This window comes from Ruegeria atlantica, assembly GCF_013032505.1.
Lineage (GTDB): Bacteria > Pseudomonadota > Alphaproteobacteria > Rhodobacterales > Rhodobacteraceae > Ruegeria > Ruegeria atlantica_F.
In genome coordinates this window covers 249,391-274,181 of record NZ_WQCG01000004.1, presented here as the reverse complement: position 1 = coordinate 274,181, position 24,791 = coordinate 249,391, and the positions used below count along the sequence as shown (strand labels likewise).

General features: G+C 59.0%; 24 protein-coding genes. 16 read left to right on the top strand and 8 right to left on the bottom strand.

Annotated features, from left to right (window positions below):
• Window positions 1-67: 67 nt before the first annotated feature.
• The 5 genes from GOW92_RS16930 to GOW92_RS16910 form a co-directional block, all read right to left on the bottom strand.
• Complete coding sequence (locus GOW92_RS16930) at window positions 68-586, bottom strand: DUF3035 domain-containing protein (protein ID WP_170562199.1); 519 nt, start codon at window positions 584-586, stop codon at window positions 68-70.
• Between the two features lie 50 nt (window positions 587-636).
• Window positions 637-1,107 carry a signal peptidase II gene (lspA, locus tag GOW92_RS16925; protein WP_170562196.1) on the bottom strand — a complete coding sequence of 157 codons (471 nt, stop codon included), beginning with the start codon at window positions 1,105-1,107 and terminating at the stop codon, window positions 637-639.
• Window positions 1,107-2,696, bottom strand: coding sequence for a bifunctional phosphoribosylaminoimidazolecarboxamide formyltransferase/IMP cyclohydrolase (purH, locus tag GOW92_RS16920; protein ID WP_170562193.1), 1,590 nt, complete (start codon window positions 2,694-2,696; stop codon window positions 1,107-1,109). Before purH ends, lspA begins: the two co-directional genes overlap by 1 nt.
• Window positions 2,697-2,718: 22 nt before the next feature.
• Window positions 2,719-4,458: a heparinase II/III family protein gene (locus tag GOW92_RS16915; protein WP_170562190.1), complete on the bottom strand. Its 1,740-nt coding sequence runs from the start codon at window positions 4,456-4,458 to the stop codon at window positions 2,719-2,721.
• Between the two features lie 90 nt (window positions 4,459-4,548).
• Window positions 4,549-5,805: an RsmB/NOP family class I SAM-dependent RNA methyltransferase gene (locus GOW92_RS16910; protein WP_170562188.1), complete on the bottom strand. Its 1,257-nt coding sequence runs from the start codon at window positions 5,803-5,805 to the stop codon at window positions 4,549-4,551.
• 89 nt (window positions 5,806-5,894) lie between these two features.
• Between GOW92_RS16910 and GOW92_RS16905 the strand changes: the two genes are divergently transcribed.
• Window positions 5,895-6,077 carry a DUF1674 domain-containing protein gene (locus tag GOW92_RS16905; RefSeq protein ID WP_170562186.1) on the top strand — a complete coding sequence of 61 codons (183 nt, stop codon included), beginning with the start codon at window positions 5,895-5,897 and terminating at the stop codon, window positions 6,075-6,077.
• 4 nt (window positions 6,078-6,081) lie between these two features.
• On the opposite strand, the gene GOW92_RS16900 is transcribed toward GOW92_RS16905, so the two are convergent.
• Window positions 6,082-6,936 carry a LysR family transcriptional regulator gene (locus tag GOW92_RS16900; RefSeq protein WP_170562184.1) on the bottom strand — a complete coding sequence of 285 codons (855 nt, stop codon included), beginning with the start codon at window positions 6,934-6,936 and terminating at the stop codon, window positions 6,082-6,084.
• 99 nt (window positions 6,937-7,035) lie between these two features.
• On the opposite strand from GOW92_RS16900, the gene tmpA reads away from it, so the two are divergent.
• From tmpA to GOW92_RS16880, 4 genes are all read left to right on the top strand, one after another.
• Window positions 7,036-8,172 (top strand): 2-trimethylaminoethylphosphonate dioxygenase, encoded by a 1,137-nt coding sequence (gene tmpA / locus GOW92_RS16895; RefSeq protein ID WP_170562182.1) that lies wholly within the window; start codon window positions 7,036-7,038, stop codon window positions 8,170-8,172.
• The gene (gene tmpB, locus GOW92_RS16890; RefSeq protein ID WP_170562181.1) at window positions 8,169-8,759 is read left to right on the top strand and encodes a (R)-1-hydroxy-2-trimethylaminoethylphosphonate oxygenase; all 591 of its coding nucleotides are present in this window, start codon (window positions 8,169-8,171) and stop codon (window positions 8,757-8,759) included. Before tmpA ends, tmpB begins: the two co-directional genes overlap by 4 nt.
• Window positions 8,756-9,424 (top strand): ureidoglycolate lyase, encoded by a 669-nt coding sequence (locus tag GOW92_RS16885; RefSeq protein ID WP_170562179.1) that lies wholly within the window; start codon window positions 8,756-8,758, stop codon window positions 9,422-9,424. The genes tmpB and GOW92_RS16885 overlap by 4 nt, the downstream gene beginning before the upstream one ends.
• A 106-nt stretch (window positions 9,425-9,530) precedes the next feature.
• Window positions 9,531-10,388, top strand: a complete 858-nt coding sequence (locus tag GOW92_RS16880) for a hypothetical protein (RefSeq protein ID WP_170562177.1) — start codon at window positions 9,531-9,533, stop codon at window positions 10,386-10,388.
• A 6-nt stretch (window positions 10,389-10,394) separates the two neighbouring features.
• Here the strand turns inward: GOW92_RS16880 and dapB are convergent, their stop codons facing one another.
• On the bottom strand, window positions 10,395-11,204 hold the full coding sequence (dapB, locus tag GOW92_RS16875) for a 4-hydroxy-tetrahydrodipicolinate reductase (RefSeq protein WP_170562175.1): 810 nt from the start codon (window positions 11,202-11,204) through the stop codon (window positions 10,395-10,397).
• A gap of 91 nt (window positions 11,205-11,295) precedes the next feature.
• Between dapB and rbfA the strand changes: the two genes are divergently transcribed.
• The 7 genes from rbfA (at window position 11,296) to GOW92_RS16840 (ending at window position 16,080) form a co-directional block, all read left to right on the top strand.
• Window positions 11,296-11,691 (top strand): 30S ribosome-binding factor RbfA, encoded by a 396-nt coding sequence (gene rbfA, locus GOW92_RS16870; RefSeq protein WP_170562172.1) that lies wholly within the window; start codon window positions 11,296-11,298, stop codon window positions 11,689-11,691.
• Complete coding sequence (locus GOW92_RS16865; protein WP_170562169.1) at window positions 11,688-12,425, top strand: phosphodiester glycosidase family protein; 738 nt, start codon at window positions 11,688-11,690, stop codon at window positions 12,423-12,425. Before rbfA ends, GOW92_RS16865 begins: the two co-directional genes overlap by 4 nt.
• 60 nt (window positions 12,426-12,485) lie before the next feature.
• On the top strand, window positions 12,486-13,391 hold the full coding sequence (gene truB / locus GOW92_RS16860) for a tRNA pseudouridine(55) synthase TruB (protein ID WP_170562166.1): 906 nt from the start codon (window positions 12,486-12,488) through the stop codon (window positions 13,389-13,391).
• Between the two features lie 21 nt (window positions 13,392-13,412).
• Complete coding sequence (locus GOW92_RS16855; protein ID WP_170562163.1) at window positions 13,413-13,916, top strand: DUF1643 domain-containing protein; 504 nt, start codon at window positions 13,413-13,415, stop codon at window positions 13,914-13,916.
• A gap of 95 nt (window positions 13,917-14,011) precedes the next feature.
• The gene (locus tag GOW92_RS25200; protein WP_170562160.1) at window positions 14,012-15,016 is read left to right on the top strand and encodes a calcium-binding protein; all 1,005 of its coding nucleotides are present in this window, start codon (window positions 14,012-14,014) and stop codon (window positions 15,014-15,016) included.
• A 144-nt stretch (window positions 15,017-15,160) separates the two neighbouring features.
• Window positions 15,161-15,430: a 30S ribosomal protein S15 gene (rpsO, locus tag GOW92_RS16845; protein WP_008757925.1), complete on the top strand. Its 270-nt coding sequence runs from the start codon at window positions 15,161-15,163 to the stop codon at window positions 15,428-15,430.
• Window positions 15,431-15,648: 218 nt separating this feature from the next.
• Entirely contained in the window at window positions 15,649-16,080 is a 432-nt protein-coding gene (locus GOW92_RS16840) for a VOC family protein (protein ID WP_170562157.1), read from the top strand.
• 5 nt (window positions 16,081-16,085) lie between these two features.
• Here the strand turns inward: GOW92_RS16840 and GOW92_RS16835 are convergent, their stop codons facing one another.
• Window positions 16,086-17,021 carry a LysR family transcriptional regulator gene (locus GOW92_RS16835; protein ID WP_170562154.1) on the bottom strand — a complete coding sequence of 312 codons (936 nt, stop codon included), beginning with the start codon at window positions 17,019-17,021 and terminating at the stop codon, window positions 16,086-16,088.
• 113 nt (window positions 17,022-17,134) lie between these two features.
• On the opposite strand from GOW92_RS16835, the gene GOW92_RS16830 reads away from it, so the two are divergent.
• Genes GOW92_RS16830 through GOW92_RS16815 form a run of 4 tightly spaced genes read left to right on the top strand, consistent with a single transcriptional unit; the run spans window position 17,135 to window position 24,727 of the window.
• Entirely contained in the window at window positions 17,135-18,664 is a 1,530-nt protein-coding gene (locus GOW92_RS16830) for a trimethylamine methyltransferase family protein (protein WP_170562151.1), read from the top strand.
• Entirely contained in the window at window positions 18,664-21,030 is a 2,367-nt protein-coding gene (locus tag GOW92_RS16825; RefSeq protein WP_170562148.1) for a GcvT family protein, read from the top strand. The genes GOW92_RS16830 and GOW92_RS16825 overlap by 1 nt, the downstream gene beginning before the upstream one ends.
• Window positions 21,027-23,405, top strand: coding sequence for a GcvT family protein (locus GOW92_RS16820; protein ID WP_170562145.1), 2,379 nt, complete (start codon window positions 21,027-21,029; stop codon window positions 23,403-23,405). The genes GOW92_RS16825 and GOW92_RS16820 overlap by 4 nt, the downstream gene beginning before the upstream one ends.
• Entirely contained in the window at window positions 23,402-24,727 is a 1,326-nt protein-coding gene (locus GOW92_RS16815; protein WP_170562142.1) for an aspartate aminotransferase family protein, read from the top strand. The genes GOW92_RS16820 and GOW92_RS16815 overlap by 4 nt, the downstream gene beginning before the upstream one ends.
• Window positions 24,728-24,791 lie beyond the last annotated feature (64 nt).

Here is a 24,791-nt window from a genome sequence, read left to right as displayed (position 1 = left end):
TTGATTTATGGTGTTCAAACTACGGTTGCGCCGCGCGGGTTCAAGGCTAATGACGAAAAGTTAAAGATTATTCATCTACCGGCGGCGACGAAGGTGTTTCAATTCCGGCTCGACGCGCGGCTTCGTTCTGAATGTCAGGGTTCAGTGTTTCGCGCCGGTACACCTGCGAGTAACGATCCACATTGAACAAACGCAAGCGCGTCAAACGGCCCTGCTTTCTCCGGAACTCGGCATCCTCGGCGTTCACCACCTGCCGTGTATTCGCCGGGACGCCATACCGGCTTGAGGCGGTAACAAGGGCGGCATCCGTGGACGGAATGGCCGTATTTGCGTTTAACGAAGACTCGCTCCCACCAAGGGCAACGACGGCTTCGGCCTTGGGGTTCGGATCGGTCAGGTTCTCACCACCTGGCGTAGGCGCAGGTAGAAAAGCGTAATCCTTGGGCTGTGTCAGTGGTTTGACAGGCAGAACCGAGAATTCATCTGGCCCCTGCCCGGGTGCTTCGAGATGGCGCAGTCCGATATCGGAACACCCCGCAGCCGCAAAGGCCAATGTCAAAGCTAATATTGAACGCGGCAGCCGCATCAGAGTCTCCAGCCTGTTTCAGGCGCTTTTATCGCATTTCAAATGGCACGTCACGAGGGCTTTTTACCTTCGAACAGCACCAAACCAATCGCTCCGGCGAAAATGAACACATCGGCCAAGTTAAACACAAAGGGGTTGCTTATGCCACAGCATGACATGTTCAGGAAATCCAGAACATAGCCATAAAGCAAACGGTCTATGACATTGCCCATCGCGCCCCCGATCAGCAATCCACCGCATATCAACATCAGTTTTGACGGGGCTGATCGCCAGAGCCACAGCAAAACACCGATCGAGATGGCGACGGAAACACCAATCAGCGCCCAACGGGCGGCCTCAGTATTGCCTTGGAACAGGCCGAAATTGATGCCCCGATTCTCACCGTATTTGAACACCAGCAGCGGCGGCAGGACGTCGATATTCCCTTCGGCCACGCGCATCACGTGAACGACCAGATACTTGCTGATCTGGTCGATCAGAAACGCAGCCAGTGCGGCCCAGAGAAGCAGGCGATAACGCATCAGTGGCGGAAGTGGCGCATGCCGGTGAAGACCATGGCCAGACCGGCCTCGTCTGCGGCAGCGATCACGTCGTCATCCCGCATCGAGCCGCCCGGTTGAATAACGCAGGTTGCGCCAGCCTCGGCCGCTTCCATCAAGCCATCGGGGAAGGGGAAGAATGCGTCAGATGCCACGGCGGACCCGATAGTCAGCGGTTGCGGCAAGCCCAGCGCATCCGCCATACGTTCGGCTTTCTTCGCGGCAATCATGGCCGAGTCCAAGCGGCTCATCTGCCCCGCACCAACGCCCACGGTCGCACCGTCCTTGACGTAGACAATGGCATTGGATTTGACGTGCTTGGCAACTTTCCACGCGAACAACAGGTCGCGCATCTGTTCCTCGGTCGGGGCCTTCTTGGTGACCACTTTCAGGTCATCCATACCGACAAAGCCATTGTCCTTGTCCTGCACCAGCAAGCCGCCGGCCACCTGACGCACGATTTTGCCACCGGCGGCCACGTCTGGCAGGGCTTCGGTGGTCAGCAGACGCAGGTTTTTCTTGGCGGCAAAGATTGCTTTCGCCTCGTCTGATGCGCCGGGAGCAATCACAACTTCGGTGAAAATCCCGGTGATTTCCTGTGCGGTCTCAGCATCCAAAGGCTGGTTCAATGCCACGATGCCACCAAAGGCCGAAGTACGGTCGCAGTCGAAGGCGGCCTTGTAGGCTTCAAGCAAGGTTGCGCCTTTGGCCACGCCACAGGGGTTGGCGTGTTTGATGATGGCGCAAGCGGCAGTGTCGGCCGGGTTGAACTCGGCAACCAGCTCGAATGCGGCATCAGTGTCGTTGATGTTGTTGTAGCTCAGTTCCTTGCCCTGATGCTGTACGGCGGTCGCAACGCCGGGGCGGTTGGTGCCATCGGTGTAAAAGGCTGCCTGTTGATGGCTGTTTTCGCCATAGCGCAGAGTCTGTTTCAACTCACCGGCAAAAGCGCGACGGCGCGGGGCCTCTGCGGCCAGCGCATCGGCCATCCAGTTCGACACGGCCGCGTCATAGGCCGCGGTACGGGCATAAGCCGTCTGTGCCAGCTTCTGACGGAACGCATAAGATGTCTGATCGTCATTGGCCGCCAATTCGCCAAGCAGCGCGTCATAGTCCTGAACGTCCACGACGACGTTGACAAACGCATGGTTCTTGGACGCCGCTCGGATCATCGCGGGGCCCCCGATATCGATATTCTCGATGCAGGTGTCGTAATCAGCGCCTTTGGCAACAGTTGCCTCGAACGGGTAGAGGTTCACAACCAGCAGATCGATCGCACCGATGCCGTGCTCGTCCATCGCCGCCACATGACTTTCGTTGTCACGCAGTGCCAGCAGACCGCCGTGCACCATGGGATGCAGTGTTTTGACACGGCCATCCATCATCTCGGGGAAGCCAGTGATCTCGCTGACATCCTTCACCTCAAGCCCTGCATCCCGCAGCGCCTTGGCGGTTCCACCGGTCGACAACAACTCGACCCCGCGCTCGGCCAGTGCCTTTCCCAGCTCGATCAGCCCGGTCTTGTCGGAAACGGAAAGCAACGCGCGGCGCACGGGGTGAAGATCGGTCATGGGTCCAAAGGTCCTTTTGGCGTCAGTCAAACTCGGGCTCGTCCCGGTGCAGATCGCGTACGGCATAGGCTGTGTCCTGAGCCTTGCTCAACGTCCACCGGATGCGGGTCGCATACTCCATTGCGCGCCCGGATAGAACGATCTGTTTTGTCGCGCGTGGCTTTAATCTGCCTTTTTCCAGATAAACACTTGGTTCTACAGATAATTTTCCCACGCCATCATGGCGGAAAACCCAGATCTCACCACTTTTGAGCGCCATCGAGACTGCTGCACCCCCCAAATCCAGCGCCGCATCAACGTCGGGATGCAAGTGAAACCGGATATCAAAAGCGATGCCTTTCAGGCCCGAAGCATCCATTGCTTTGTCAAATTGCCGCTTCGCCTTGTCGGTGGCCGTCAGCAGAATGTCCTCGCAGGCCAGCTCACGCCCATCAAAGCGCAGCTCAAAAGTGCGGGCATGGGTTAGGCCAAAAACCTTGGTATACCCGTCGTGACCCGCCATGAAACGCGTGCCTTCAATGGCGTCCTCAAAGTCAATCGGCACCTTATGTGGTGCATCCACCAAAGCCTCACGTTCCGCGCCCGGCGTCGGCGGTGCCAGACGCGCACTTGAATAGCCATCAAGGCACAGCGTCGAATGCGATGGTGTCGCCCGACCCGCACGCCGCCAATCCATTCCAAAGCTTTCGCCCGACCCGCAGTTGACCACCAGCGGTCTTCGGCCCGACGTGAGTTCAAACGCCAGGGTCGAGGCATGGGCGTTATAGGATGCAGCACCTTTGGGCGGAGGGCTGGCATCGACAATCACGCTGGTTCTGGCTGCATAAAGTCGGGAAAATCCCATGGATAAACCCGCAACGTGATATGGCTTCACACCACTTTGCGCCAGCGCCTGATCCAGACGCCCTTCAACCCCGCGCCCACCGCCATGAAACCGGGCCAGCGCCCCGTCCGAGTGGCGCAAGTTGCGCAAGGTTGGGGCCATGCGCTTGATGGCGCTCGCCTGCGCTGCGGGCGTGCCCCGCCCCAACTCGCTGAGCGCAGCCGAAGTCCACGACAGCAACATAAAAACTTCAAGTAGTTCTTCAGGGTTGCGGGTCGGGATACCGCCCTGTTCGTCAATCTGGCTGTCACATTCACGGGCCAGGGCCCGCAGGGCGGGATCCGACATCTGTTCCAGCCCCTCAAGTGCAAGACCTGCCTGAAGCAGACCGGCGAGCGCCTCAAATCGAGGCAGACCCGGCGTTGCTGCTTTCCAGCGCTTAGACAGAAACCAACTCTGCTGCGCCAGTGAACGGAAGAACATCCTGCTTTGTTTCTCGTCCGCACCGCGCAGCAGGAAAATCGCGTGGTTGATCCAGCGCATCACGCGCCGCCCCGTCAGATCCGGCGCCCAGCCGGGACCATGGCCCCTGCCATGCGCCTCAATCCAGCCCCAAACCCATCGCTGTGCTTTTTCACGGGCGCGCATGTCACCAACTGCGGCCAAGTCATCCAACCAGGCAAAACCGTGGCGTTCATTGTCGAACCCGGTGCTGGGCGCGACCACGTCCCACAGCCCGGTATCCTGCGCCTCGACCAGATAGCCAGCAAACAGCAAATTCCCAGCCACCAACTGACGCCCACGCGCAAATGAGCCTACCGTGCGCGGTTCCGGCTCGCCAACAAACCCCGAGACCGCCTTGCGCCGCTGGCTGAGCCGCGCGTAGAGACGGTTCTGAAACCGTGTCAACCGATCGGTCATGGTATCTGTCTTTGACATGACGCTCGTTACTCTGCCCCTTGCGCTCTGCTGGCGCCTGAGACCCAACGATAGACCGGGGCGATCGTCAAGTCATCGAAAAGCGTGAAGTCAGGTCGATTTGTTCAGGCACGCGATATAGAACCCATCCATTCCACCGCGATCCGGCCAGTAATCGGGCCGCAGGCGCAGACCACCTTCTTCAGTGGTCCATTCCGGCTCGATACCGGCAATGTTCAACGCCGCGCGATCCACCGCCATATCCGGAAATTGGTCCAGAGCTTCTTCGACCTGCACCTCGCCCTCATCCGGCAGTAACGAACAGGTGCAATACACCAGCCGCCCGCCCGGTTTCAGAAGGTTCCAAGCATGGGCAAGCATCTGCGCCTGCAGTTCGATCAATGCGCCGAATTCCGATCCGTCTTTGGCGAAGGGCAGGTCCGGGTGGCGACGGATCGTGCCTGTAGCGGAACAGGGTGCATCCAACAGAATGGCGTCATATTGACCCTGATGTTCCAGCGCGTCACCTGCGATGACCGTGGCCGTCAGCCCGGTGCGTTTGAGATTCTCGCGCACCCGTTCCAAACGGCTTTCGGACACATCCAGCGCTGTCACGTCGGCCCCTGCGGCGGCAAGTTGCAGCGTCTTGCCACCCGGCGCCGCGCAAAGGTCCAGAGTCTTTTCACCGGGTTTTGGTGCCAGAACTCGGACAGGTATAGCTGCCGCCGCGTCCTGAACCCACCAATCGCCTTTGCCATAGCCCGGCAATGCCGAAACCTGACCTGCTTCGTGCAACCGCATTGAACCCGTTGGCAGCGCCTCTCCGGGGCCGGTTGCGCCGGGTTTCAGCGAGATATCCAGCGGCGCGCCCGTAAACTGTGCCTGCTCCATGCCTGCAACAGCCTCTGCGCCCCAGGCCATGATCAGCGGTTCGCGCAGCCATTCCGGCAAACGCGGAACGCGCATTTTGGGCCACGCTTCCGGCCCTTCGGCGGCCACTTTGCGCAGCACTGCGTTCACCAGACCCTTCAGGCGCCCGTGCTTGCGTGACCTACCTACGATCTCGACCATGGAATTCACCACCCCATGCGCCGCTTCTCCGTGGCACAGCTCAACCGCGCCAAGGCGCAGGGCGTTATGAACAGTCAAAGCGGGGGTGCGATTCAGGTGGTTGTCCAATAGACGATCCGCACGTTCCAACCCACGCAGGGTTTCCAACGTCAGGCGCTGCGCACGTGCGCGATCTTCTGGCCCCAGACGATCCAGTGCGCCGGCGGCCAAACATTCGGACAGCAGCCGTCCTTCCCCCAGTATCTGATCCAGCAGATAGATCGCGCTGCGTCGAGCCGCTGTTGCGTTTTCGGACATGGAATCGCCTTTGATAAAAACCTCGCCCGCATTGCCAATGGCGGACGCGCGCGTATATCAAGCCCATGCACGGAAAGGAACCCGATGTCATGAGTGACGACCACAAAGACCTGCCGCCCGCCGCCCAGCGCGCCCTGGCCGAAGCCGAAGAGCGCCGCAAAAAAGCCGAGGCCGAGGCGAAAAAGATGCCCAAGGAACTGGGCGGTCGTGATGGCCCCGATCCGGCCCGCTATGGCGATTGGGAGAAGAAAGGCATCGCGATCGATTTCTGATCGCCTACCCCTGCAGCGCCAACAAAAAATCTGCGATCAATGCGCGCTGTTTCTTGGATTTCGCGCGATCTTCGGGCCATGTCAGCCAATACCCGTCACGCGTTTTCAGTTCTGGCAGGTTTAACCTCAGCAACCGTCCGGCCTGCAGATCCGCCTTGGCCAACGGCATCGACCCCAACGCCACACCCATTCCCTGACGCGCCGCCGAAAGGGCGTGTTCCATTGAATCGAAACTGATGTTCGACGTCGTCACGTCGCCCTGTTCCGTCTTCCGCGCCCAATCACTCCACCCTGGCCGTTCCCCGCGAAGGTCAATCAGCGGTGCACCCCATTCCACGCCCGGGGCCGCCATGGGCACCAGCACTTCACGTGCGATCAGTTCGGAATCCCGCCCCGGCCAAGCACCGCGCCCATACCGGATCTGCAGCCATGTCTTTTCTTCATCAAGAGACGACCGCCGCGCCACGGAATCCGTCATCACGCGCACCTTCGGACGCATCTCATGAAACCGGGTAAGGCTTGGCACCACCAGCGCATGGATATTCGATGACAGCCCCGCAACGCGCAGTTCGCGCGGGAACTTGCCAAACAAATCCTCAGTATTGCGTTCCAGCGCCTGCAGACTGTCTTGCACCAAGGGCAGATAGCTTTCGCCTTCGACCGTCAGCGAAACGCCGCGCGCCTCGCGTACAAACAACGTGCGCCCCAACCATGCCTCAAGGTTACCAATCCGCTGACTGACGGCTGCCTGCGTCAGCCCGAATTCCCGCGCCGCCGCCGAAAAACCGCCCAAACGTCCCGCCGCCTCAAAAACGCGCAACCAATCCAAAGGCGGCAACCCGATCTTTTTCTTAGCCATAAGTTTTTCCAAGCCTCAGCAGAAAGAAGGATTAATTGTCGTAATGCCATAAGGGGCGTATCTGCTCAACCAAAGCCCGCGCTGAACAGGAGACCCCCCATGCTGCGCTTTGCCACCCATGACGCCTCGGTCGTGACCGTTGAATTCGACACCGGCACAAAGGCTCGCTTCCATGCAATCTGGCTGCGCGACAATGCGCTGGATTCTGAGACCCGCTCGCCCGGCAATGGTCAGCGTCTGATCACCATCGGTGATATCCCCTCAGACATTTCGGTCAGCGCCGCCGAGGTCAGCAACGGAGAATTGACCGTCACGTTCCAACCCGAAGGTAAGACCGTCACCTTCCCCTCCGATTGGCTGGCCGAACACAGCTATGACCGCGACCGTAGTCTACCCACCGGGCGGACCGCTCCCGGCATCACCACCTGGGAGCGCGGGATCGATGCGCCCAGCGCCGATTGGAACACGGTCCATGCCAACCCAGCGGCTAAGCGCGGGTGGCTGGCGGCAGTGGCCGAGTACGGCTTTGCCAAGCTGACCGGAGGCCCGACCGAACCGGAATCCCTGCTGAAGGTGGCTGATCTGTTCGGCTATGTCCGCCAAACCAACTACGGACCTTATTTCGAGGTTCGGACCGAAGTGAACCCGACGAACCTAGCCTATACCGGACTTGGTTTGCAGGCGCACACTGACAACCCCTACCGCGATCCGGTGCCGACGCTGCAAATTCTGTATTGCCTGGAAAACAGTGCCGAAGGCGGTGATTCCATCGTGGTTGACGGCTTCCGCGCCGCTGAAAAGCTACGCGAACAGAACTCCGAAGGCTTTGCTTTGCTGGCTGGCTATCCTGCCCGCTTTGAATATAAAGGCTCGGACGGTGTCTGCCTGCGTTCGCGCCGCCCGATGATCGAACTGTCGCCGGATGGTGAGCTGATCGGCATTCGATTCAACAACCGCTCTTCCGCACCATTCGTTGATGTGCCCTTCGATCAGATGGAGGCATACTATGCCGCCTACCGCCAGCTTGGCGAGATCATCGATGATCCGGCCATGGGCGTGTCGTTCAAGCTGGAACCGGGCGAAAGTTTCATCGTCGACAACACCCGCGTTCTGCACGCACGTCTGGGCTATTCCGGCGCGGGTTCACGCTGGCTGCAAGGTTGCTACGCAGATAAGGACGGGCTGCTGTCCACTCTGGCCGCGATGGAGATGACCCAGCCGGAGGCGGCAGAATGAAACCCGATTTCTCGACCCTGAACCGAGACAATATCGTGGCCTTCATCGGAGATATCTTCGACCGTCGCGGCGGCGAGGAATATCTGGGGGAACCCGTGACCATGGCCGAGCACATGCTGCAAGGGGCCACCATCGCAGAGCAGAACGGCCAGCCCGAAGAAATCATCGTCGGCGCATTGCTGCACGATATCGGACATTTTACATCCGAGTTCGGCACGTATCACCCCGACGATACCCAGGATCGCCATCATGAGGATGCGGGGGCCGAAGTGCTGGAACAGTTCTTCCCCTCAGTCATCACCGATTGCTGTCGCTATCACGTGGCAGCCAAACGGTATCTCTGCGCGACCAAGCCTGAATATTTTAACCGCCTGTCCACCGCTTCGATCCATACGCTGGAACTGCAGGGCGGACCAATGAGCGCTGAAGAGGTCACCGATTTCGAGGCCAATCCGAACCTCAAAGAGATCATTCAGGTCCGCTATCTGGACGAAGCGGGCAAGCGGGCGAACATGAAGACCCCGGATTTCACCCATTTTGCACCAATGGTGCAGCGCATGGTCGACCGGCATCTGGGGGCGTCATGAGCGCACCGGAATACATTTTTGAAGCCAGCTCAAAACCGTCTCTACCCTGGCATGAGGTTCCTCTGATCCGGGCCACGGAAGAGTCTGTGAAAGGTTATGGCTGTCTTGTCGATGACCCCGATTCCTTTGAGATCGAAATTGTGCGCTGGCCGCAGCAGGGCTGGAGACCGATTGACGAAGGAACCGGTGACGAGGGCGGCTGGGTCGAAGGCACGTTCAAATGCGACTGGCATGGCGACGTGCTCTATGGTGAGAACGAAGCCGTCAAAGGACATTATGTTCTGGGCTGGTCTGCAGATCCGCAAAAGGCGCAGACCGACCAGCAGACCGCCCCGCGCGATCAGGTAGTTCTGTGGCACATGAACTATCACCCCGATGGCGGGCAGATGTTTTGGCCGCTGGATAACAAGCCTTTCATCGTGCCCGTCGCGTTGCCCGGTGACAATCTGACGCCCGACAAAGTCGTGGCGTTTTGGTGCGACGGATCGCGAGGTCTCTATATCCATCCCGGCATTTGGCACGAGGGGATTTTCCCGGTCGAAGACAATCAGCGTTTCCTCGACCGGCAAGGCAAGGTTCACGCCCGTGTCAGTGCCGATATCGGGACTGAATTTGGCGTGTATCTCGCCTGCCCGCTCCAAGCCGACAAAATCAAGGACCTATGAATTACTGGGCAAAACGCCAGTATCGCGCATTTTCACAATCCCTTAACCGTTGGCGGCCACATCTGTGATACGCTCGACCGTATCCAGTTCAAAGGGGAGGCCTCTGATGGGATTGAACAGGCGTCGGGTGGTTCAGCTTGGAACCGCAGCAACGGTCGGAACCCTGCTTCCGAGCGTCGGGGCTGCTGCAGCTGACCAGAATGACACGTTCGAACAGGAGTTCGAAAATACACTCAATCAACTGAGAACCGCGTTCTCCGAGCTTGGTTTTAATGAGGCTGAGCCCCTGTCGCTGGCCTCGGGGGTCGACGACTATAATGGCGGGTTGCGGCATGATTTCGATCAGTCCGTTCTGCCTTCGGGCGCTTATGTGATTCAGCCTTTGGCGCGCGTTGCGGATGTTGACGAAAAGTCACGTGCCGATGTGTTGCCGATGTTTCACGAGGTCGGCTGTCATCCCGCTGATGCTGATGGGCAAGCCATGACCCGGCTGATGATGCAAATTCTGACTCAAAGCTTTGACCTCGACCCGTCCCGCATCGCATTTGTCAGTGTGCCGCAAGCCGATGACATGCGCCCGGTGCTGGACGGGTTAGGCTTGCCATTCACCGAAAAGGTTCTGTTGCGCGATGAGGCCGAGGCATTGGCTGCACGCGATGCCTCGGGCTTTTTCTTCCCCGACCCGTTTGGTGATGAGTATCTTGTGACAATGGGCGTCTACTATCGGCTGGGCGGCACGGATGAAACAGCTCCCACCGCTTACCCGCCGTCGGACAATTGGACCGAAATCGGCGAGGTTGTGATTGGCGGGCAGGCAGCACCCCTTGGCATATCTATAGGGGCCGAACGCCTGACATATGCACGTACAGGCCAGTACCCGACCTGGGATCAGCGATTAGGCGCACTGTTTTCACGGATCGAGGACGAAGGCGCCGAACCGCCTGGTATTGCGGCGTTCCGCTAAAGGCGATTAAAGCCCCAGCACATCCACCATGTCATACTGACCTGGCGCTTTGCCCTGCCCCCACAGTGCCGCCTTCAGCGCGCCACGGGCAAAGATCGCACGGTCGGTCGCCAGATGGCGAAGGACGATGCGCTCACCGGGCGCTGCAAACAGGACGTCATGCTCACCCACGATGTCGCCGCCGCGAATGGCGTGAAAACCGATGTCGCCCCGCTTGCGGGCGCCGGTGATGCCGTCGCGGCCCCGGTCAGACACGTCCGCCAGATTGACGCCTCGCCCCTCGGCAGCAGCCTCGCCCAGCATCAACGCGGTACCCGAGGGTGCGTCGACTTTATGGTGATGATGCCCTTCGATCACTTCGATGTCGAAATCCTCATCCAGCGCAGCGGCGACCTTTTTGGTCAGTTGCACCAGCAGATTGACGCCAAGGCTCATGTTCCCCGCGCGCACGATCACCGCATGGCGTGAGGCCGGTTCCAGCGCGGCGATCTGTTCATCCGTCATGCCGGTGGTGCCGATCACATGCACGCAACGGGCTTGCGCGGCCAGTGCCGCAAACTCCAGCGTAGCCTCAGGTGCGGTGAAATCGATCACAGCCTGCGCCTGTGCAAACGCCTCCAGCGGATCATCGGTGACTTTCACACCCAACGCCTGACCACCCATTGCTTCACCCACATCCTGACCGACCCAGTCATGGCCAATACGCTCGACCACACCGACCAGACGCGCCTGATCGCTGTCGGTCACTGTCTTGATCAGCATCTGCCCCATACGGCCCGAAGCCCCTGTGATGACGATCCCCGGAATATGGGTCATTGCGCTGGTCCTCTTGTTGAATTCGGCTCAAAGCCTCCTACCCGGTTCGCGCCCGCTTGGCAAAGCCCTGCTTTGCGCTTAGATCGGGGATATGGCAAAGAACAAATTCCACGATGGCCCCGGCCCGTCCCAACGACAACTGCGCGTCGGCGAACTGATCCGCCGCACCCTGTCCGAGGTTCTGGCGCGCGGAGATGTCCACGACCCCGACCTGAACCGTATGTCGATCACTGTAGGCGAGGTGCGCACCTCACCTGATCTGAAGATCGCGACCGCCTATGTGCTGCCTCTGGGCGGCAAGGGGCAGGAGGATGTGATCGAGCTTCTCGCCCGCAACAAGGGCGAGCTGCGACGCATGGTTGGCAAAAAGGTCGGCCTGAAATTCTCGCCCGATCTGCGGTTCCGTCTGGATGACACGTTTGATCGACTGGACGACACACGTCGCATGTTCGATCAGGACGCGGTGCGCCGCGATCTGGACGAGTGATCCGCACATTTGTCATTTTGGGCGCGGTCTTCTGGGCCGCGCAAGCCTCTGCGGTTACGTGCGAAAAGGTGACCCATGAGGACAAGCGGTACACCATTTGCGAGGTGGACGCCGTTGGCGAAGAGCTGCGTTTATTTCTCAACGATGAGGAAGGCGACGTGCTGGGCCATTTCTCATCTGTGAACGAGGCACTGGCCCCACAGGGAAAGCGTCTGGCATTTGCAATGAATGCTGGCATGTATCATGACGACCGCTCGCCTGTCGGACATTACGTCGAAGACAGCCAGGAACAGATGCGTGTGATCCCGAATGCCGGTCCCGGCAATTTCGGCTTGCTGCCGAACGGGGTGTTTTGCATCCGCGAGGGCCGTGCCGACGTGTTCGAAACCTTGGAATACGTTGATCAGGCTCCACAATGCCGTTTTGCCACGCAATCCGGTCCTATGCTGGTCATCGACGGGGAATTGCACCCGCGATTCCTGCCCGATTCGACCTCGCGCTATGTCCGCAACGGCGTTGGTACCAGCGCGGATGGGACACGGGTAGTTTTTGCGATCTCGGATGACTATGTCACCTTTCATGAGTTCGGCAGCCTGTTCAGGGATGTGCTGGAAACGCCAAATGCACTGTTCTTCGACGGCAATATCTCCCGGATGTATGAACGCGCGGGCAATCGGTCGGATGTCGGGTTTTCGCTTGGCCCGATTGTGGGCGTGGTCGAAGATACGCCCTGAAATTGACAGCGGCAGAGCGATCCGCTAGGTCGCGCGCCTCGACAAGATTCAAGGTGTAGAATGGGACGCAAACGCAAGGGTCGCGACATTTCCGGTTGGCTGGTGGTGGACAAGCCCGCGGGCATGACCTCGACCGCTGTGGTCAACAAGGTTAGGTGGGCGATGGATGCCAAGAAAGCGGGCCATGCGGGCACGCTGGACCCCGAAGCAACCGGCGTTCTGGCCGTAGCTTTGGGCGAGGCGACCAAAACCGTTCCCTATATCACCGACGCGTTGAAAGCATACACATTCACTGTGCGTTTGGGTCAGGCCACCAATACCGATGATGCCGAAGGAGAAGTGATTGCGAGCAGCGATGCGCGCCCTTTGGATGACGATATCAAACAGGCGCTGGCCCCGTTTCTGGGTGATATCATGCAGGTCCCACCCAAGTTCTCGGCCGTGAAAATCGACGGCCAGCGCGCCTATAAGCTGGCCCGCGATGGCGAAGATGTGGAACTGGCCGCGCGACCGCTATGGGTTGAGGAGTTGATTTTGGTCGACCGCCCCGACGAAGACCACGTGACATTGGAAATGACCTGCGGCAAGGGCGGCTATGTCCGCTCAATCGCCCGCGATCTGGGCGCAGCGCTGGGTTGCCACGGACACGTCCGGGAACTGCGCCGCATCTGGTCTGGCCCATTCGATGTCGAAGACGGGTTGAGCATCGAACAGATCGACGAGATGGCAAAGACCACTGCGCTGGACGAATACCTGCACCCGCTGGAAACCGGTCTTGCAGATTTGCCGGAACTGCAATGCACCCCCGAAGGTGCTACCCGCCTGCGCAACGGCAATCCGGGAATGGTGCTGGCCTCGGACGCGGAATACGGAGATGAGGCCTGGGCCTCGCTCGACGGCAAGGCTGTGGCCGTGGGCATCTATAAATCCGGCGAATTGCATCCCAGCCGGGTGTTCGTCAACTAATCCACGTGTTAGGCGAAAGGCATGATCACCCGAACGCACACCAAGGGCGACGCGCCCTCGACCGCCATCTATTCCGACTGCGAGAAATATCGCTATAGCCTCACCCGCATCTGGGACCCGCACGGGCGCAAGGCGTTGTTCGTGATGCTGAACCCCTCTACCGCAACCGAGGTGCAGAATGACCCCACGGTCGAACGTTGTGAGCGTCGGGCGCGGGCGTTGGGGTTTGGTGCGTTTCAGGTGACCAACATCTTTGCCTGGCGCGATACCGACCCGCGCAAGATGCGCGCTGCCGGCGACCCGGTTGGGCCCGAGAATGACGCGGCCATATTGGATGGTGTTCAATGGGCCGATCAGGTCATCGCCGCATGGGGCACCCATGGTGCGCATCTGGACCGCGGCCCGGCGGTTGAGACGCTTCTGCGCGGCACCGGTCAGCAACTGTTTCATTTAGGGCTGACCAAGGCCGGACACCCCAAGCATCCGCTTTACATCGCCTATACCCAACAGCCCGAACCGTGGTGACCGACGGTTAACCACAAGTTCAGCTTGGCTTTGACCAACTGACTGATCGCATGGGATATTTCACCCTCGGAGCAGTGCGTTCTCGGAGGGTTACCATGTTTCTGTTAGGGTTCCTGAGCCTGGCCGCAATGGGCGGAGCAGCCTATGCGATGGGCGGTATTCTCGAGGCCGACGACGGCACCGAAGAAGACGAGACCATCGAAGACGAGCCGCAAGAGGTCTCTGACGGCAATTTCCTGGAGATCGACGAAAATGTCGAAGAACCTGAACTTTCGACCGGGACCATTATCACCGAATTTGAGGGCGATCTGGTTGTGAGCGGAGACGACGACACAAACGTTCTGACCGGTCAGGATGGCGACGACCAGATTAACGGCTACGGTGGCGACGACACGGTGCTCGGGGGTATGGGTGATGACACCCTGCATGGCGGCGATGGCAGTGATACGATCCAGGGCAGCGAAGGCGACGATGTTTTGCATGGCGAGGATGATGATGACATCCTGTCTGGTGATGATGGCAACGACTCTCTCTATGGCCATTTCGGTGAGGATCAGCTGGATGGCGGCGACGGGGATGACAACCTGTATGGCGGTCAGGACAACGACACCCTGACAGGTGGCACAGGCGCGGATGCGGTGCATGGCGGTTTCGGCGACGACACCCTGAATGGCGGTGCCGGCGAAGATGTTTTGTTTGGCGGCGATGGCCAAGATGTTTTGACTGGCGAGGATGGCGAAAGTGAAGACTCTGTCGACTTCCTGAACGGTGGTGCCGGCGATGACACCATATTTGCGCATGGCGGCGATATCGTGACCGGAGGCGAAGGCGCTGACAGCATCCACCTGAACGCCGAGGACGACGAAGATACCGTCAAGGTCATGGATTTTGAACCTGGGCAGGACAAACTGCTGATCTCGTGGAAGGGCGAGGACGACCCGGAGATCCGCATTGAGACCGATGCCGACAACGAAAACCTGACCCATGTTATTGTCGACGGGCAAGACGCCGCCCAATTGTTAGGTGCCAAGGGGCTGACCCTCGATGACATCCAGCTGATCAGCGGGCAGGATCTGTCGCAACTCAACGCGCTTGGTTGAGGCAATAGAATCCCTTTGCCATTTGCATGAAATCCGCTTATACGCGCGCATCTGCATCGGAATCGGTGCGTTTTTCTCCATGGGCCTGTGCTGGACGACATCCCGGCCTGCGCCATTAACTCTAACCTTTTAAAGGAGACCCCGATGTCGATTACTGCCGCTGAAAAAGCACGCGTCATGAAAGAATTCGCAACCAAGGACGGCGACACCGGTTCGCCAGAAGTCCAGGTTGCAATCCTGACCTCGCGCATCACCACCCTGACCGAGCACTTCAAGACCCACAAAAAAGACAACCACGGTCGTCGCGGTCTGCTGAAAATGGTCGCCCAGCGTCGTAAGCTGCTGGACTACCTGAAGGGCAAAGAAGAAGCGCGCTACCAGGACCTGATCAAAAAGCTGGGCATCCGCCGCTAAAACCGGATCCAACTGTTTTTGGAATTCAAACGCCCGCTCATTTAGCGGGCGTTTTTTTGTACCCGGGAACGCGCTCTCAGAGTAGTCATACAGCGAGACTCAATCCAGCTTGAAGTTCACAAGCTCTGTCGGCAGTATCCCGAAATCTGATCACCCACCGTTCATTGTGGCGTTCCGCAAAGCGCATATCCAATTGAACGACAAAAAGACGGAACCAAATGAAGCTGGAATTTCATCATATTAACCTGGTGGCAGACGATGTAGATCGCCTGCATGACTTTTATACAAACGTCTTAGGTTTGGATGATATTCCGCAGCAGAATTTCCCGCGTTCCGAAGCCACTAAAGATGCAGGCTATGATGGCCAAATTCGCTTTGCTACGGACGGCGGCATGCAGATGCATCTGGCGGAACGGGATTTCAATGTCGCCTTCAAAAACGATCAGGTCATCAACCCGGTGAGCCGGGGACACATTGCGTTCCGAACAGATAATCTTCCCGCTGTCCTTAAAATACTTGAAGAAAATGGTGTCCCGTACTCGGACTATGGCACAGCGTTTTCGAAAGAGTGGCACCAAGTGTTCTTTCGCGACCCCGAAGGCAATGTTGTCGAAGTTCACCAACAGGTATCGACTTTGGACCAATCCTAGGTGCGCTAGACCAAATCGTACTCTACGTTGTTAGCTCCGATGCCGCCCATGTGACTGGTGATGCGCTTCACCAGTTTTTGCCTGGACATTTCCGCCAGTGCTTTTGGAAAATTCTGCAGCTCTTCTTTTCTGGCGACAACCGTCAAGGTGCGCGAAAGACCCGATACAGGCAGCTCTTTCAGCTGCAAGCTCATGTTCTCAACCAAACCATCGATCAGCAATGTTGGCGTCAGCAGGCTGAACCCCTGCCCCGCGGAAACACAGGACGTAACCATGCTGGAACGGTCCGCCTGAATGACCCTGTCGGGTTCGAACCGCAATCGGCGCAAATGCTGCGCAATCTGGCGGCCCGCGTTGGTTGTATCTCCGAAGCGCACCAAAGGAAGTCGCGTTTGGATCGCTTCCAGACTGTCTGTCGGGCCGTCATATGTTTCCGGCAGGACCAAAAGGTATCTTTCGGTCAGAACGTGGTGACGCTCTAAACCATCCATATCCAGAAATGGGTTTGATGTGATGGCAAGGTCCGCTTGTTTCGTCCTTAAAAGGCGTTCATGGTTGCCGCTTTGACCCGCATGCAGGGTGATATCTTCGACGTTGAATTCCCGCTGTGCAAACGCGACCAAAGAGGGCGTCAGTGTCGTAGCAATCGAGGCCTGAATTCCGACCCGCAGCAAGCTCAGGGATTTCTGGCCGACATGGCGCAATTCGGTTTCCATGTCCGAAAGTGCATCCAGAATCTTCTGCGCTTTGCCATGCAAACGCGCTCCCGCATGGGTCAGCCGCGCCGGGCGCGTACTGCGATCCAAAAGCACAGTGCCAAAGGCTTTTTCCAACGCCGTGACGTGCTGGGACGCAGCTGGCTGTGACAGGTTCAATAGCTTTGCGCCCGCCCGCATTTGACCTGTTTCTGCAACGGCCACGAACACCTCAAGTGAACGCATCAGACTTGGGGATAGCTTGCGATGATCAGGCATTGCTCAACCTTAGTATAAATGATCCTAATACTGTTGGAATTTTCTTGGTTTTCGTCAAGCTCTGGGTCAACGCTTTGGCCATGACACGTTCGCGCTCATCCCGTCGCCGCAGGGCTTCTGAACCTCGCGCTCTTCCAGAGACCCGCGCGCCGTTCATTTTGCGCAAGCTCTCGACCTTCAATGTCCTCAGCGCAGCAGGGCTGGAACAAATCGAGGCCAATGCTGATACCATTCTTGCGGAAACCGGGATGGAGTTTCAGGACGACCCGGAAATCCTGAGCATTTTTGCCGATGCAGGCTGTGACATCGACGGCTCGCGCGTTCGGTTCGCGCCGGGGTTCTGCCGCAATACGATCATGGCGACCGCACCGGGGCAATTTACTCAACATGCCCGGAACCCGGCCAATAGTGTTCAGCTTGGCGGCGATGCCAGCGTGTTGTGCCCGGCCTGGGGCCCACCTTTTGTACACGATCTGGATCGCGGGCGGCGCTATGCCTCGCATCAGGACTTCGTCGACCTGGTTAAGCTGCATCACAGCCTGCCCTGGCTGCACCATTCGGGCGGCGTGGTCTGCGAACCGGTGGATTTGCCTGCCAACAAGCGCCATCTCGACATGCTCTATGGCCATATTCGCTATTCTGATCGTGCCTTCATGGGTGCCTTTATCGGGGCTGAACGTGCGGGTCACGCGATCGACATGGCGCGAATTGTGTTTGGCAAAGACTTTGTCGCTGAAAACGCCGTCCTGTATTGCGTCTCGAACACAAACGCGCCGCTGGTGATGGACAGCCACATGTCCGGCGCGTTGAAAACCTACGCCCGCGCAGGACAACCGGTTGCCTGCACCCCTTGGGTTCTAACCGGGGCCATGTCGCCGTCCACCGTGGCTGGAACGTTGGCTCAGGTATTGGCCGAAACCATGGCTGCAATGACTTTGACCCAATTGGTAAACCCCGGGGCACCCTGCATGATGGGCAGTTTCGCCTCGACCATGTCGATGAAATCCGGGGCACCGACCTTTGGCACGCCCGAGGCCGGGTTGATGGTTTTGGCTGCCGGACAGCTTGCCCGCAGGCTGGGGGTGCCGCTGCACACGGTTGGCACGCTCAGCGCATCAAAGCTACCGGACGGCCAAAGTCAGCAAGAAGCCGCTTGGGGATTGATGATGTCGATGTTCGCGGGCGCCAATCTCATCAACCACGCCACTGGATGGCTTGAAGGCGGCTTGGTGACCTCGTTCGAAAAGACAATCCTGGATCATGATCTGTGCGGTAAGATCGGGCGTTTCTTTGACGGCATCGACATGAGCGAGAATGCCCAGGCAATGGAGGCAATTGCGTCGACCGGTCCGGGACAGCATTTCCTCGGTTCCGAGCATACGCGGGCCAATTTCATATCCGCGCTGTTCCGTCCTTGGACCCCGGACGACAATTCGTTCGAGCAATGGCACGCAGCCGGAGAGCAGGACGCCGCTACACGTGCCAATGCAATCTGGAAGGAACGACTGGACGGCTACGAAGACCCCGGCCTCGACCCCGACATCGACGCCGCTCTGCAGGATTACATCGCGCAGCGCAAGGCCGAGAAACCTGATCAGGATTACTTCTGATGAGCCGCGTTTTGATCATCGGAGGTGGCGCAATTGGTCTTAGCCTAGCCTACCATCTGGCCAAGCGCGGATCGACCGACGTTACGGTTCTGGAACGCAATCAGCTGACCTCGGGCACGTCCTGGCATGCGGCTGGAATTGTCGGCCCACTGCGTGCGACGCCAAATATGACCCAATTGGCCATGGCGGCACTTGAGGTTTTCCCTGCCCTTGAGGCCGAGACCGGCATGTCCACCGGATATCGCCGCACGTCCGGTTATTGGCTGGCACGCGACCCCGCCCGCCTGGATGAGCTGCGCAGGATTTCTGATCTGGGCCAGACGCAGGGTCTGACGCCGCGGGTGATCGCCGCCTCGGACGTGCCTCTGCCACAGCTCGATCTGAGCAACCATGTGGGCGCGCTTTATGTGCCCGAAGATGCCAATGTGAACCCGGTCGATCTGTGCATGGCCTATGCCAAGGGCGCACGGGATCGCGGGGTAAAGATACGCGAGAACACCATTGTTCAGTCACTGCGTAAAAAGGGTGGGCGCATCACCGGCGTTACTCTTGCTGATGGAACCGAATTGGACGCCGATCAGGTCGTTCTGGCCACCGGTGCCTGGTCCCGCGAACTGGCTGCAAATGTTGGTGTAGCGCTGCCCTTGCAGGCGGTCGAGCACATGTATGTGGTCACCGAACCCATCCCCGACCTGCCGAACCCATTTCCAGTGATCCGGGATCTGGATCGAGGCATCTACATCAAGGGCGACGCGGGCAAACTGGTCATTGGTGGCTTTGAACCCAACGCGAAATGTTGGGACGCCTACGGCCCCGAAGGAGACCGGCCTTTCCTTGAATTGGCTGAAGACTGGGACCAGTTCGCGCCCTTCATGGAGGCGGCGTTAGAGCTTTGCCCCAGCCTTGAAAGGGTCGGCATCCAGCATTTCATGAACGGCCCCGAGAGTTTCACGGCAGACACGAGACCCCTTGTAGGCGAAACATCGGTCAATGGTATGTTTGTCGCCGCGGGAATGAACTCGGTCGGGGTCATGTCCTCGGCGGGGATTGGACGGGCGCTGGCAGATTGGATGGTCGACGGCCACCCCCAGATGGATATGTGGGAGGTCGATGTCGCCCGGGTCGACCCCGCCACAGCCAGCACCGAACACATGGCCGCCCGAATGGAAGAGGCGGTTGCTGATCTTTTTGCCCCTCACTGGCCATATAAACAGCCCAAATCAGGTCGAGGTCTGCGCACTACCGCGCTGCACGATTGCTGGGCTAAGGCCGGGGCGCATTTTGGTCTGACTGCCGGTTGGGACCGCGGAATATACTATGGTCCGGCGCAGGACTATTCGGTAGCGGATCAGCGGTGGTGGCCCCTGGCCAGAGCCGAAGCGGCGGTCATGGATGAGGGCACCGTGTTGATTGATCTGAGTCCTTTTACCAAGTTCGACATCACCGGACCGGATGCTCTGGGTTCATTGAACCGCCTGACGACCGCGCAGATGGACGTGCCCATTGGTCGTGCTGTCTATACCCAGATACTGAACGCGCGCGGTGGGATCGAAATGGATGTGACTATCACGCGGTTGGGTAGGGATGCGTTTCATCTGACCTCGGGCGCCGCCACGCGCATGCGCGATCTGATGTTCCTGCGCAGGCATTTGAAGGGCGATGTGTCTGTCGAGGATTTGACCGAAGCATTCTGCACAATCGGTGTAATGGGAGGTGGCAGCCGGACGCTGCTACAGGGTCTCGGCAGCGTTCCAGAAATGGCATTTGGCTATGCCGCCACCGCTGAAATGGCAGGCATTACTTGCCGCGCCACGCGCGTTAGTTTTGTCGGAGAATTGGGCTGGGAACTAACCGTACCCAACGCGCAGGCCCCTCAGCTGTTCGACACCCTCCACAAGGCAGACGCGCGCCCGCTGGGCCACTATGCGGTGGATGCCTGCCGGTTGGAGAAGGGTTTCAAACACTGGGGGCATGAACTTGGCCCCCAGATCACTCCGCTTGAAGCCGGCCTGGGGTTCACCATTGATTGGTCCAAGGACTTTCTCGGCAAATCCGCATTGGAACAGCAAAAGGCCAATGGTCTGCATCAACGCCTTATCCTACTGCAAGTTCTCGGCAATGCACTGATGCTGCATGACGAACCGGTGTTCGAGCGTGGCACCCATGTGGGGCTGACGACTTCGGGCGGGCGCGGGCCGCGCACAGGGCTGAATCTGTGTTTCGCCATGATTTCGGTCCAGCCGGGAGAGACGTTGGTCCAGACATGCGAACGAAATTTCACGGTTCGGGTCGCTGGCCGGGACTATCCCGCGCAGCCCTTGCGACGCCCACCCTTTGATCCCTCAGGCGAAAGGATGCGCGCATGACCAAGGCGCAGGTTACAATCATCGGCGGCGGAGCCATGGGCGTGTCGCTGATGTATCATCTGGTCAAGGCTGATTGGTCCGATGTTCTGCTGGTCGAGAAAAATGACCTGACCCATGGATCGACCTGGCATGCGGCGGGGCTGTGTACCCATTTCGCCCACAATCCCACCATTCAAGAGCTGCGCGCCACCTCTGTTCGGCTTTACCGCGATATCCTTCCGCAGGAAACCGGACGCGATTGCGGCTTTCACCGCTCAGGTGCGATGCGGATCACCCGCAACCCGGACCGGATGGACGAGTTTCGCCATGTGGCCGGTCTGTCCGAATTCACCGGCTATCCGCTGGAGGTCCTGACGCCCGAGCGCATCGCTGAGCTGTTCCCGCTGGCTAATCTGGATGGGCTGATCGGTGGGATTTATGAACCCGATGACGGCCATGTAGACCCTACGCTGGCAACCCACGCAATGGCTGAGGTTGCCCGGCGTGGCGGGGCTCGGATCATACGCAATTGCGCAGTCACCGCGGTTGAGCGTCAGCAGGACCATTGGCGGATCGAGACTGCGAAAGAGATCATCGAAACCACCCACGTGGTCAACGCTGCAGGCACTTGGGGCTGGGAAATCGGGCATATGATGGGCCTCAACATCCCGTCTGTTCCGGTGCTGCACCAATACCTGGTGACGGACACGGTGGAGGCTGTGTCATCCCGGATCAAAGAGGGATTACCAGAGCTGCCGATCATCCGCGACCCAGAAGAAAGCTGGTACGTGCGGCAAGAGCGTGATGGGCTGATCCTCGGGCCGTATGAAAAGAACGCCAAGGTCTGGTCCGTTGATGGTGTACCGCCGGAGTTTGGCGCGGATCTGATGTCGCCGGATCTGGACAGTGTGGAACACATCATCATGGCCGCCATGGAGCGCATACCAGCGCTGGAAACCGGCGGCATAAAATCGGTGATCAACGGACCGATTACCTTCACCCCGGATGCAAATCCATTGATCGGACCTGCACACGGGCTGGAAAACGCCTGGCTTTTGACCGGCTCGTCCATGGGGGTGATGGAAGGCGGTGGCGCAGGTTGGTTCCTGGCCCATTGGATGACCCACGGCGCCCCCCCGATGGATGCGCTGGCCGTCGACAGCCGCCGTTTCGGGTCATGGGCGGATCGTGATTACCGCGTGGCTAAGGCCGTCGAGTGTTTCGGCCTGCAATTTGGAGTGCACTATCCGCACGAAGAACGCCCCGCCGGGCGCGGTCTGCGCCTGTCTCCACTGCATGACCTGATGGTCGAACGCGGCGCGGTGATGGGTGCGGCCTATGGGTGGGAACGTCCAAACTGGTTCTCGGACTCACCCGGAGCTGTCGCCGACGAAACCTTCCGTCGCGCCAATTGGTTCGAACCCGTGGCGCAAGAGGTCGAGGCCGCGCATAACTGCGTCGCCATGGCCGACCTGTCCGTGTTCTCAAAATTCGACATCACCGGCCCGGATGTTGCGCCATTCCTCGAATCATTGGGGGCAAACCGCGCGATCCCGCCGGGACGCATCGGCCTGACCCATGCGCTGACCCCGGCAGGTGGTGTTCTGTCAGAATTCACCGTCGCCCGGCTGACTGAAGATCATGCCTATCTGACCAGCGCCGCCGCGGCCGAGCAGATCGACCATGATCTTCTGACACAGGTTGCCAGTGGCTTCGACGTCACTGTCCGAAACGTCACAGAGGATCTGGCGGTCATCGGCGTCATGGGGCCCAAATCCTCCGATGTGTTGCCCGAGTTGAACCATATGCCATGGCTCACCGCGCACGAGACCCATGTCGCCGGGTTCTCCCTGCGCGCCCTGCGGGTGTCTTATCTGGGCGAATATGGCTGGGAATTGCATGTAGCCAAAGAACATGCCGTGCAACTTTTCATGACGCTTGAAGAGATCGCCAAACCTCATGGTCTGGGATTCTACGGGGCCTATGCTGCAAACTCCATGCGCCTTGAAAAAGGCTATCGCGGTTGGGGCAGTGATCTGACGACCGAACGCAGCCCATTTGAGGCAGGTCTGAACCCGTTTGTCCGCAAGGACCTACGCGACGAACTAGCAAGGGACAACGCATGGGAAATGGTGCTGCTTGAGGTCGACGCCGGTGAGATAGATCCGTTCTACGCGCACACGGTCTGGAAAGACGGTCTGCCGGTCGGCATCGCCACCTCGGGTGCTTATGGCCACCGGACCGGTAAGGTTCTGGCTTTGGCCTATCTGCGCGACCCGACTATGCGAGACGGGCTGACCATCTCAATACTGGGCCAGCATCGTGCGGCAACGATCCTGCCTGAGGCCCCCTTTGACCCCGAAAACTCACGCCTGAAAACCGGAGGTTCCAAATGACCGACCACGCCCTTCATACCGACTGGGACTTCTCGAACACCGCCGCGCGACGGGACCAGTACTATGCCGCCTCGCTGACGCGGTTCACACCGTTTCGCGAACCCATCGTATTCAAGAAAGGTCAGGGCCAATATCTTTGGGACACGGATGGTCGGAAATACACCGATCTGCTGGGCATGAATGTCTGTATCTCGGTCGGGCACTCGCACCCGCGCGTGGTGGCGGCGGCAACTGCACAGGCGCAGGAACTGACCCACTGCACGACAATGTTCTACCACCCGACACCTGCACATCTGGCCGAAGAACTGGCCGCAACCATGCCGAAAGGCCAGGATTGGGTGGTGCATCTGACCAACTCCGGATCCGAAGCCGTTGACCTAGCGATGACGATGGCGCGCACTTACACCGGCAATCTGGACTTACTGGCCCTGCGGACGGCCTATCACGGACCAACGGCTGCAGCGCAGTCGATCACCGGTATCTCGGGTTGGCGTCACCCGGGCATGCCCGGCAATGTGGCGTTTGTGCCTGAACCCAACCAATATCGCGGTATCTTTGGACAAGGGACCCAACCCTATCTAGCCGAGATCGACCGCACCATCGCCACAGCCACTTCCGGTCAGGTGGCGGGTATTTTCGTCGAAAGCGTGCAGGGCTATGGCGGCATCATTGAAATGCCGCCCGGTTATATGTCCGGCGCAGCCGAGCGCGTGCGCGCGGCAGGAGGTCTCTATATCGCGGATGAGGTACAATCCGGCTTTGGTCGCACTGGCGAAAACTTCTGGGGGTTCGAAGCGGACGGCGTCGTGCCCGACATCGTCGTCATGGCAAAAGGTCTTGGAAATGGCTTCCCGATCGGGGCGGTTGTGGCCAAGAAACATATTGCGGAACCGATGGCGGAGAGGTTCATGTTCCACACCTACGGAGCCAACCCGACCTCGGCTGCCGCAGCCCGTGCGGTTCTTGCGGTCATGCAGGACGAAGGGTTGCAGGAAAACGCCCGCGTTGTGGGGGCCGCCTTGCTGGAAAGGCTGCATAGCTTGAAAGACAAGTTTCAGGTCATCGGCGATGTTCGCGGGAAAGGCCTTATGCTTGCGCTCGAATTCGTGAAAGACCGGGACAGCAAAACGCCGGACAAGGACATGACCACGGAGGTTTTCGAAGCCTGCCGCGCGCAAGGAATTATCCTGTCGAAGTCCGGTCCGTTTCAACAATGTCTGCGGATGGTGCCTCCGCTGTGTTTGTCGTTGGACGACGTGGATCAGGTGGCGAACAGTCTTGATCAAGCACTCGAAACTGCAGTGAGTGTCGCCGAAGTTTAGGCTTCAGGGCCCCTAGCCTGTGCCTTGCTTTTTCTCCGTGAAGTTTCCGGGCGTTTTCGGTTGT